Origin of the sequence: Pseudoalteromonas sp. OOF1S-7 (genome assembly GCF_022347765.1) — a bacterium.
Lineage (GTDB): Bacteria > Pseudomonadota > Gammaproteobacteria > Enterobacterales > Alteromonadaceae > Pseudoalteromonas.
Window position 1 is genome coordinate 64,969 of sequence record NZ_JAKRFZ010000022.1, and the last position, 12,072, is coordinate 77,040.

General features: G+C 45.2%; 4 protein-coding genes. All 4 read left to right on the top strand.

Annotation, left to right across the window (positions count from 1 at the left end; genetic code table 11):
* Positions 1-426 precede the first annotated feature (426 nt).
* Positions 427-1,002: a hypothetical protein gene (locus MHN33_RS21660; RefSeq protein ID WP_239401298.1), complete on the top strand. Its 576-nt coding sequence runs from the start codon at positions 427-429 to the stop codon at positions 1,000-1,002.
* Positions 972-2,045, top strand: coding sequence for a hypothetical protein (locus tag MHN33_RS21665; RefSeq protein WP_239401300.1), 1,074 nt, complete (start codon positions 972-974; stop codon positions 2,043-2,045). The genes MHN33_RS21660 and MHN33_RS21665 overlap by 31 nt, the downstream gene beginning before the upstream one ends.
* 438 nt (positions 2,046-2,483) lie before the next feature.
* Complete coding sequence (locus MHN33_RS21670; protein ID WP_239401302.1) at positions 2,484-4,013, top strand: hypothetical protein; 1,530 nt, start codon at positions 2,484-2,486, stop codon at positions 4,011-4,013.
* A partial coding sequence (locus MHN33_RS21675) for a SpvB/TcaC N-terminal domain-containing protein (protein WP_239401304.1) occupies positions 4,010-12,072 on the top strand: 8,063 nt, incomplete at its 3' end. The genes MHN33_RS21670 and MHN33_RS21675, both read left to right, overlap by 4 nt.

Consider the following 12,072-nt stretch of genomic DNA (forward strand, 5'->3'; position numbering starts at 1 on the left):
ATCGTCATGGCAGAAATAACTACACTGATACCCTCTTCAAATAGGCGTTTGATTGATAACTTCTGTGCTATGTGACTTGGTAAAAATGGCACTATTATAAATAATAAAACTATGGATAGAGCATTGGGGGAGCCTGCCAGTACCAATGGCAAAGTGAAATAAGCACGGCTGTACGAAGATCACAGCACCTTGCTAAATAGGAAAAACGGGTCTAATAATACATTTAATTACGTTGTTCAGGCAGGGATTGAGTCACGTTGTATCGGTTTAAATCACAAACGGCTCAAAACAAAAGTCACTCATTAAAAGTAAACCCCATCGTATAACCCATATCAGCCGAATTCGGCGTGCAGGGAGTGGCTCAGTTCAACAAGAGAATACGTGCACACATAAATACTGAGGCCTTATCATTTGAAGGAGATTTGGGTGGAAGTCGAAATAATCAGAGCTTTTGAAAGGTTGTTAATCGTTTTTTTTGCCGGTACTTCGATATTTTTGGGCTGGCATCTGTTTAAGATTGGTGTTGTTTCTCCTCAGAGTGGCGAGCTGTCAGGGAAAGGGTTCAAATTTTCATTACAAAAAGTAGGCCCGGGTGTCTTCTTCTCAGCATTTGGGGCAATTGTTTTATCCGTGGCGCTAATGAACGGTTTGAATATCCGTGAAAGTAGTAAAGACGAAGTTTCAGGGCAGTCAGAGACTAAGGAGTTCTTACTGGCAAATACTATGCATGAGTCGCGAATAAGAAGAATTGCTACAGCCATAAATACTCTAGATCTGATTAATTTTGAAAACTCGTCGCCATACGAGAGTCACAGAGAAGCTATCAGCTCAGCGACAGAAAGGTTAAGGGCTTATAGAGATACGCTTACTAGTTATAAATTTTCAAATGTGGAATTGAAGGAATATTTTAACTGTAATGAAAGCGATGACAAGACTTGTCAAATGAGTAAATCATACAAGGAAGTAGAGGCATGGCTTACCGATACACTATTACAAGAATAGCGACGTTTATCATAATACTGTTGCTCTCGTCTCATCTATTGGCCAGTAATGTTTTTGTTAGAAATGAAGCAGTGGGAATATTAAACGATGGAATGAAGCATATAAAATCTGTGGCTAGACCCCATGAACGAAGGATAATTGATGAAATTAAAGTGTCAGTCCCAATTAGCCCAGCCCCCGTGCGTGTTCGGGCTTTCAAGAGCGCCAGGGGGAGAGAAATTGAATTGAGTACGGGCTACTCTGTGATTACGAGAATGATTGTAAGCGGATACTTAATTGAGTATTACTATAATATAGATAACTTCGGTGAAGAGTATGCGCGATATACAGCCTCAACTTATGCGACCGGCCGATTTGGCGGGGGAAAGCCGCCATGGGAAAAGGCCAATCTCACTAAAAATGAAATTGAGCGTTTGCTTTCAAGTGCAAAATTCAACAATGAGCAGCAAGGCGCACACTCACTTGTACTCTGGTATGTGTTAGCGCATGAAATTGCGCATCATGTACTCCATCATAGGTATGGAGATGGGGTATCGCTTGCCAAAATTAGGCAACAAGAAAAAGAAGCGGATGAGTGGGCAAGCAGAGTTTTTATTGATTTAGGGCTGCCTCCAGCGGGGGCATTTCCTTCTCATATGTATTGGTATTACTTAGATCAATATGGTGTTAAAAATGAATATCGCAGGAGCCACCCGCCAGAGCTTAAAAGAATAAGAGCTATGCTTCAGCTTACTATTCAAAGATTTGATGAGTGGAATAATAATGAAAAGTTGATTTCACGACTTCCAAAAGAAGAAACCATTAACACATATAAGTCGCTTTTATATTATGTAGAAGAACTCATTTCCAGGCAGACGACTTTTAATCAGTCAAAACAAAATTCTGAACCATTCAAGGTCTGCATGACGCTTATGTACGAAAATTGCCTGAAGTCATGCCAAAAGGTATTTGGAAACCCTTTGAGTGTGTGTAAGTCAAAACTATGTGTATCAGATAAATCCAAGAAAATCTGGAAGCTCAGATGTGATGATATGCTCGAGTAATATCCCGATATAAAAGCAATGTTGTCCTATTCACAACGTCTGTCGAAAATTACTGCGTTATCCTTAATACGGCTCAGTATGGCTGGAACGGTGAGTCGTCATTTTTATATTTTTCTGCACCGCCGCTATTGCAAAAGCGTGGGAAGTTCAATTGCAAATAGGAAGGTAGCCGTTTATCGAGACTCTTTAGCAGATTCTATGTAACCTCCGTTTAATTAATATGCTTTTCTGTTCATGACGCCAGCTCATTGACTGTTTTTTGGCTATAAGGTGTCCATGTATCCGCTCGACTTCCTTTGGTTAACTTTTGTGGGTATTTTTTTACCTTTCCTTTTGTCAGATATACGTTCTTTCTTCAAATAAAAGCGTATTATTGGATTTTAGAATTTTAAATCTTCTGTTTTTGGTCTTTTTTTGTTCTTTTGTTGCAAATTTGATTTGTTTGTATATGTGGTTTTTCTTTGGTGTATTGTTTTGTGTTCCTTTATGAAATACACTGTGCGCCATTTTTATTATAATAATCCAAATCAGGCCAAAATTTGCATGACTAGCCGACTCTCAATTTTGTTTGTTTTACTCAACTTGATCGCAATCAATAGCACCATCGCCATGGAGTTTAAGCAGGCATATGCTCCAATTAGAGCGGGGATTTTTACTGTTCTCATTCCTGTAGAGCGCGCTCCTGACGCACCCATTTATTTTTCGGTTAAACCAGATAACACAGGCGATAAACTGGTTTGGACCGCGGTTAGTGACGCAAAATATTATCGTATTGAGCAATACACTAACGGCCGATGGGAAATGGTAAATGCGAATGTGTCGGGTACCCATTACACCATGCCCGCAGCGGCATCAGGTATTTACCGTGTGACCGCATGTGATGATTTCGGATGTGCCGCAGCGAAACAGCAAAATCGGGTAGTCACTGAGCCATTTTCCGTCAAAGCGCTCTACAGCAATCGGAGCCAGGTTGATGATTACGGCCGGGTTGAAGTAAGTTGGCAGATTACTGGTGCTGCAAAAGTTTCCATTACAAAAACTGAAAATGGCAGAACGGTGCAGACCTGGCCTGCGTTAAACCCAGCCCGGGGTAAAATGTCTAGTTATGTAAATAGTATGGCGAGGTTTAATCTGACTGCCTATGACTTTGATGGTCAAGCGATTTCCAGAACGCTGTCAATTGCAACTTTGCCAGAGAACCCTGTCCGGCTGAACGGTGTGAAAGGGGAGTTCCACCAGCCTTTATTTTTATCCGGCCTCGATGTTATCGAGCGCTCTGTATTAGAGCACGAAGATAACCTATTTTTTGCGACTCATGGCGGAAGACTGCATCGTTACTCGGTTAAAAAGAAAGCTGGCAAGATCACTGACTGGCATGCTAAATGGAATATACCTCTGGACGGGGTGATGAATAGTGCACCGACAATCCAGGGAGATGAACTGATATTTACGGTTAGCATGCGAAATGGTAATGGAAAAGTATGTAGTGTGCGTGCCTCTGATGGAGAGGGGCAGTCCTGTAGTGCTCAGAAGAGTAGCAATCTGATCGCCAGCCCCTTAATAGTAAACCGAGTGCAACCAAGTAGGTTGAGCGCAGTTAGTCAGTTTTTTACAGAGTCCACAAGAGCACAGGAGGGTATATATGTCTTCCAGCGTGACGGTTTGATCCAGGTATTAGATCCAAATGATCTGAATATTGTACTTAGTGAATATCGGGTTGGGGGTATCCAAACTGAATTTTTAAACACCCCGGCCCTTATTACCGACGGCTCGGGTGAGCGCCAGCAATTTATTATGCAAAATAGTGAAAATGAGATATTTGGTGTTGATGTGCCAGTTCAGACTGTGCCATCCGCTATCAGCAGTACTATGAATCAATGGTTTAGTTCGGAGCAATCGCAAACTCAGACACGTAGAACAATCAATCAAGTGCAAACACTGCCTGTGGTCTGGAGGAAAAAACTGTGAGCTTCTTTAAATCGTTCATAATGGCCGGTGCCACCCTGTTAACCTGCACAGTACAGGCTTATAATGCTCGGGTGCCGGTATGTAATGCATCTGAGCTACATGTTATTGCTGGTGAAGAAACACATGTGACGCTCGGCAGCAGAACAAAGGTAATCAGCTTTAGCAGTACTCCCAATCAAAACCTGGCGCTGAAGCGCGGCACAACAACGCTCAAAGAAAGCAGTACCAGTACTTCGCTGCATTACACGTTTACTAATACGGGCGAATACACAGTATCACTTAGACTTATGAATATGAGTAATGAAAATGATGCTGAATACTATTGCCAAAGAACCATAGTCGTAAATAGAAATGCTGCACCTGCATTAGAGTCTGCTACTTACTCGGGTACCGACAACAGTATAGAATATGGTCAGTCGAGCATGTTTAGTACAGTTGCATTTAAAGATATCAATAAAGATATCACCTCTTTCCAGATCTCATATGATGTATACGTAAATGGGGCAAAATTAGATAATGCTGGAGGTACAGAAACATGTGAGACGAACGCTAACTCTGATGGTGTATACTCGTGCAGCCGTACTATCGAAAAAAGCCAAATTGTTGCAAATGGAATTTACAAATTTAAAGCTAAGGTAATAGATAGCAAAGGCAATACTGACTCACATTCATATTCAATATTAGCCAAAGAGGAAAATACAGCGCCCACACTGAGAGTGACAGTGGATGGCACTGAAGTGTCGTCTGACAGCGAACTTGATGTTGCGCCTGGTCACAATCTTACCCTGGAAGCGAGTGCGCATGATAGCGATGACGCCGATGCTAACCAAATTGACAGAATAGAGCTCGATATAGGCAACGGCTATAACAACATCACATCTTATGCCGATAACACCTGCCAGCGCTCTACCCGTACACTGCAGTGCTCAGGGGTCGTTATCCCGGTTACGCAAAGTATTGCGTCGATGAAAGTCAGAGTCTTAGACCGTAAAGGTAAAAGTAAGGCAATATCACTCAAGGTCAACCTTCTGTCCCCGCCGGCTGTCTCACTGACAGCGAGTAAAACGAGTCCATTTATTGATGAATCTGTGACTTTATCGGCGACGGCAACCCATACTTCCGGTTTAAAAGAGTACAAAATATGCCGTGCGCCGGGAAATTATGAGGAGATCACAAATGGCTGCGTAACGGCTGTGAAAACCTGTAGCACCAATAGCAGCAATTGTACGTTGACTCTAAATGCGCCAGGTCGCTCTGGTCAGTATACCTATTACGCGTATGCGGTGGCGAATGAGGGGGGGGCGAATGCCTTTGCACAGGTGATTAATTATGTGAACTTTTTTGGTATTAGAGTTACGCCACCAATCGGAACACATTTTGTGATTGGTCGAAACCAAGTGAACTTTACGGTTCATGCATCAGCGTTTTCCAGACGTACTTCAAATGGTGGAGTGCCTAAGCTTACTTCTCTGACGTTACTCAGAAATGGTGCGCCTGTTTCCGATGGTATTGATATCTCGCCTGCAGTAGGCGCCCTTGAGCTGCCTTTGGCGAGTACTAAAGAAGAAGCACGTGCTATAAGCTTTAGCTGGACGCCATCTCTGGGTGATGTGGGCAATTTCATCGAACTCTCTTTGATTGCTAGAGATAATGATGGTCACCAGGCTGTTGCTAACGTGTCTGACATCCAGCTGATGACTCCACACCCGACAAATCCGAGTGTGCCGGAAATCAAATTGACGGATCTAGGAGCTGGTTTATATGAGGCTCACTTTTCTGAATTGAACAGAATGACTGCCCTTTCAATGAGGGCGACGTTGGATGGCAATCGCTACCCGTTGGAAAACTCATCGGTGGGCGTATTGGACAAAACTTCTTATACAAAGACAATTCAGACCAAAGCGGAAGATCATGGTAAACAACTACGGGTATACGCGCATGGAATCGCATTCGGTACGCAGGTTGTTATCAGAGGGGAAGAAGGCAGCTCAGCCCCAATCACCGTCGTAAACCACGAGACAAGGCCTCATTCGCCCAGATTTAATGCTGATATCACGCAAGCCGGCGGCAATTTCACACTGAACTGGGCTGCTAACACTGATGGTGTCACGCAAAGCTACGAGCTGGCGGTCTGGAAAGGGTTACCAGGTGACAGAAATCGTGCCGTTCATACTGTTTTGGCAACCTCTACGGGCACCAGTCATCAGGTAACCGACGTAACTCAAGGCCAGTACACTTATGAGATCCGTGCTTGTAACAGCCAGGGGGCGTGCACCGCAGGCCAGCAACATACCGTTGAGCATATCGCACCATATATTGATACGGCAACGATAGAGGCGTGTGGTGCTCAGTGTACGGAGCCCAGCTCAAAAGTAACGGTAACCGGTATTGGTTTTAGTGCTTCTGAGTCCGGTTTGTATGCGCGTATGCGCGGAACGGGTGATACATTTTACATTTCCCCACACAACTTATCGTTAAACGGCTACACACTGACAGGCACGTTACCAGAGAGAGTACACAAGGGTCTGCTGGATAATGGCGTGGAGTTAACTGTTACAAATGGTGTTCGTTCGGATGATACAGCAGATAATACCTATCTGGAAAACACCATCATTCTGGATGAAACGGGTTCGGCACCGCGGCCAAATCTGCGGGGGCGTGAATTCACGGTGAGTGAAAACAAAGTACTTTATGTTGGCGGCGAAGATGGTGGTCTTAAAGCACACAAAGTAAATCTGGATGGTGATCTGCAGCATCTGTGGACTTATCCGGAATCAGGCCATCAAAGTGTTCAGGTTATTGCCAAACCTTTGGCAAGGCTTGAGCCTATTTCCGATGTTGCTGGTGCCAGAAAAATAGACAATATCTACTTTGGTTCATTAAACCATCATTTCTATGGACTGACTTATGATCCGCTCGCAAACCTGGAACTGACGACTAAGTGGCAGTTTAAAACGCAAGGAGAGATCCGAGCTGGTGCGCAATTTGACCAAAATGGTGCACTGCTCGTTGGTGCGATGGATGAAGCGCTTTACTCGCTGGATTCAAAAACAGGGTTAGTTAACTGGCATTACACATTCCCGCGCAGTGGGGGAGTGGTGATGCAACCAACGGTTTCTGCCTCGGGACACATCTATGTAACGACACAGGACAGAGAAGTACACGTCATAGATGAACGTATGATTGGCGCCAATGCCTTTAAATGGCAAGAAATTGGCGACCTAGCTGAACAGTTTGAAACGGAAATCAAGGAATGGGAAGCCTTGCAGTGGCATCCGAACCAAAACACCGATGATCTTGTTAAACTGACTAAAGTTATGTTGCTGCTGTTGCAAAGAACACCAAGTAAAGCTGAATTGAGCTTCATGGCTTATCTGATGGCTAATGGTCATCCATTCAATGAGATGGTCAATGCGTTGATTAACATTGACCCGGCATTGTCTGAGTCGTCCAATGCTCAATTTATCAGCACACTGTTTGAATATTTACTGCTAAAAGAGAATACAAACTCGATTCTTCGCGGAGCGGTTTACGGTTCTGGTGATCAAGCTTATTGGGTGGGTATTCTTGAAATGGGTGTCACCCGAGCGGACGTGATCATTGATCTGTTAGGGGCAAGTGCATCTCAATATGAATCGGCAACCTTTAACCTGCTCAAGTACTTTTATGATCGCTGCTTAGTAACTGACTACTGTGCATTTGATTATGACAGTGATAAAGATGGCCTGAGCGACAGGTTAGAAGATGCAATAGGCACCAATGCGGCAGATAGTCGGGATGGCTTGCAGAGTCCCACATTAACCGTGACAGAGCGTGGTGGCACAATCAATTTTACATTGACCGGTACGGGCATGGTTGAAGAGTACCAGCTTTATGCTTTGCAGCCAGGTAACCCTTATTATCAACTGCTTGCAACCATAGAAGCAGACAAAACGAATGCCGATAATTTAGGTGTTCTTACCAGAACATTTATGTATAACGGTAATTATCAGTTTAAAGCTCTGGCTTGTGTAAAGCATCCTGAGTCACTAAAGGGTAAAGAAGTATCTCGTTGTAGCAAGAACTACTCCAATGAAGCGCTAGTCGGCATTACTAGCTCAGCACAAGAGGGTGACCCGTTGGTTAAGTTGCCGTCAGTAAAGGTAGCAGAAAAGCAAACGCCGAGTGGGAGTGTGTTACTTGCCCATGCGAAATTGCAGCCAACGACAGGCAGCTTCAGGGTCACCGAAAGTGGCGCAGCATCTTACAGCCTGCCAATTGCGCTCCCAGCAGGTATTACAGGTGTGCAGCCTGAGGTTAGCCTGAACTATAGCTCTCAAGGGGGCGATGGTGCAATCGCACTGGGCTGGGGCCTGAACGCAGCATCCGGAGTGACGCGTTGTCGACAAACCAAAGCTCAGGATGGCCAGTTTAAAGGACTGACCTTGAGTGAAGAGGATAGGTACTGTCTTGATGGACAACGCCTGATCAGTAAAGCGGTCACAACGCACAGTGGCAGTTTTGATACTGAGCAGATTGTTGACGAGTACACGACAGAGATCGATTCGCAGACAACGATTTATAAACTGAGAGTAGGCAATCATGACCAGTTTGTTGTTCTGGCGAAAGATGGCTCGGTGAAACGATACGGCGCTTCAGAAGACAGCCGTATCACGCTGAAGGACGCAGATGACGTTGTGCATACCCTGAGCTGGATGTTGTCAGAGGTGGAAGACAACCTGGGCAATGAAAGCACCACAATTCGTTATCTATACAATCAGCTGGTGGATCCTAATAATGCTGCGAACACCGAAACAGTACTGTCAGAAATTACCTACAGTGGAAACCGAGTTGTCTTTACGCACGAGGTTGGGCCGCTTCGCCATGTCGGCTATGTAGATAAAGCCAGAGTGGCTCAGTTTGCACGCCTTAAAAATATCGAGGTATTCAACCATCAGGAGGCGGAGCGTGCAAATTATAAATTGGGCTTCGCGGATGCGGCCAATGGCATGCGCCTGCTCACAAGCATTACTCACTGCCGTGGCAGTGTTTGTCGTGCACCTGTCACTTTCAACTATCACGCATTTGCCACCGACCTAAACTTTAAAGCGTTTAGCCGGGTGTATTCAAAAGAGCAGATGGACAATGCGCTTGCATCTGTCACGATGGCCGACCTTAAAGGCTCTGGTCAGGCGCAACTGGTCACATTGGAGCAGACAGATAAAGACGCTAAGCGCTATACATTGTGCGTTTATCAGGGTCATACCTATCAAGCTGCCGAAGAGTTGGCATGTCGGGACGTATACCGAAATGATGATCACCAGAGTGTCAGTATGTTTGCCATTGATCATGATCTGGATGGCCGACTCTCCCTGATGATTAACCTGCGCTCTGAACATACGTCAGATGCAAACCCTGGCTATTGGGCTCATTATGCGCTGAGTGACAACAACCAGTTGCAAAACCTTGCCCTGCCAAGTGGCTGGCCTGCCGATCATTACATGCGTGAAATAAAGCCAGCAGATCTTAATGGCGATGGTTACGCAGATTTGGTTTATAAACATAAAAAAGACGATCCCAACTTGTATGTCAGATTGGCAGATGCGAAAACCAGAGCATTTGGTCGTCAGTATGTGCTCGGTACCGATGTGGGCGAAGGCAACTTTTATGGATACGGCGACTTTACGAGTAAGGGTACCGACTGGCATGTTATCGACATGAACTTTGATGGCCTGGCGGATATAGTTGCGCTTAAATGTGACTCTACGCATTGTAAAAATGATGATGCCAAACGTTTGGCGGTACACTACAACCAGGGAGAAACAGGGTATGGTGGGTTTAACCCTTTCCTGACGGAAAATATTGCATCGGATGAAAAAATAGAGCTATTAACACCAGGCGACGTGAATGGTGATGGCCTGGTGGATCTGATCTACCTGGCAACGACACAATACAACCAGGGTGTAAAACGTTGGCACGTGTTGCTTAATCAATCCAGTGAGCGGGTTGAGTTTAAACGGGTGTTTAGTGTCACGGCTAAGTCCAGCAATGATGCGTTCTCGGTGAGTGAACTGATCCCGCCTATGTCAATGGACATAGACAAAAATGGTAAAGCGGATCTGTTCTTTAAAGAAAAGAACACAAAACAATGGCGGCGTTATGAATGGTCACCTCAAAGCGAGACGTTTGAAAAGGTCAGCGACAATGCGTTTGAGCTTGCTGTTGATACCAAGCTTGGCGACTTTGCCTTTTTCAGTGATTATGACAACGATGGTGTTGCAGACATTCTTGTAAAACACAGCTACGGCGTGAGTGTCAGATACAACCTGAGTCAGCAGGCAACAGAGGGCATGCTGAATGAGGTTCAACAAGGGTATGCCGGGCATACTAACAGCACCAAAGTTAACTATGGACTAATGTCGGATAGTACGGTCTATACAGATCTTGAAGATGATCTGACCGCAGACGCAGGACTCTTTAATACGCAACAGTTGTTGGTCAGTAAGGTGACCGGTGGGGGCGTGTTAGTCTCAAGTGTTGAAACAGATAGCCCGAGCAACCGCAGTGGTGCTTTGTCTGTGGATAAAGCCAAAGTGGATTATCACTACCAGGGCGCGCGTGTGCAATTTGGTGGTCGCGGACCATTAGGGTTTAAAACGCTGAAGACCACCACGCAAAAGGACGGCAAGACATTTGAGACCACCACACGTTACCATCAGGCATTTCCGTTTACCGGGATGCCGTATTCTACACAGAAAATAATGCGACTGGCCGACTCCAATGTGCTGCTCAGCATGGCAGTCAATGAGTATTACAAGGGCAAAACGCAGCAACTGAATGATGTGTCAGCCTATCGTGTTTACAATTCGGCTAGCCGTGAATGCAGTGCTGTGGTTAACTCGGATCTAAGTGTGAGTGCCTACACCTGTACAGATACGCAAACCATTCAAGATACCTATGGTAATGTTAAAAATCTCACCGTGAATACACACGATGTTGCTGCCTCCGGTGCCGAACATTTCACCACAGTGGGCGCGCCAGCGAATGCAATGCTAAGTGTTACGACTGAAAACCAGTATGGTACAACGGGCGAACATGCGCGTCTGGGCCGATTGTCTAAAACCAAAGTAACTCATCGTGGTGAAGGCCTCAGCGCTATTGCCAGAAGCAGTTACTTTGAATACTACCCGGATGGTCATCGCCACGAAAACATGCTTTACAAAGAGGTTGTAGGTAAAGGCCTGGGTTGTGAGAATGAACTGACGACTAGACATTCGTACGATGATTTTGGCAATAAAGTGAAGGTGGAGAGTGAAAATACCGGATGTACTGAGTTAGAGCGCGAAACGCGTATTACCGAAACCGTCTATGATGGTGAGGGCCGTTACGTACTCCATACTAAGCAAAGCGGCAGTAAAAGCACGCTGACATTGATATCTGGAAAGGTTTCTGTTGATGGTCAGGGGCAGGCAAGTCGCAATGTTTTTGGTCAGCCAGAAATGATAATTGACAATAACGGCGTAGAGACCGAATTATTCTATGATCACTTTGGCGGTAAAGTCGGCTCTTACAGTGAGACCGGTGCGCAGGCGTACAGTTATTTTACGCCATGCGAATCGACTGAAAACTGTGTAATACGACTCAATAAAGAAGTGAACGGCGTACTGCGCGAAAAACACTTACTGGATAAGCTGGGCCGTACTTATAAAGTCAGTAAACTGACAGTACTTAAGGACCAGTGGCTGACCTCTGAGTATCAGTTTGACCGCTACGGTCGCAACGATGTGATCAAGGAAGCTGGTTCAAAAGCCGTGACAAGCACCTTTGATGTGCTGGACAGAGTAACACGTGTCGATGACGCAAATGCTGAAACCAAATCGGAGACCGCTTTTGCGGGGCGAACGATAGCCGTGACGGTCACCGGTACCGGTTTCAAAGAGCAGGTTAAAACGACACATAGCAATGCCATTGGTCAGACTGTTCAGGTGGTAGACAATAATAACCAAACTCTGGATTATATCTACAATGCGCTGGGCGATCAGCTTAGCGTTCATTCATCGGCAGAGGCTTATCATGACCG

Bases quoted from the DNA above. Each gene is read 5' to 3' on its own strand.
- MHN33_RS21665 (WP_239401300.1), top strand. From the start codon at position 972: ATGGCTTACCGATACACTATTACAAGAATAGCGACGTTTATCATAATA.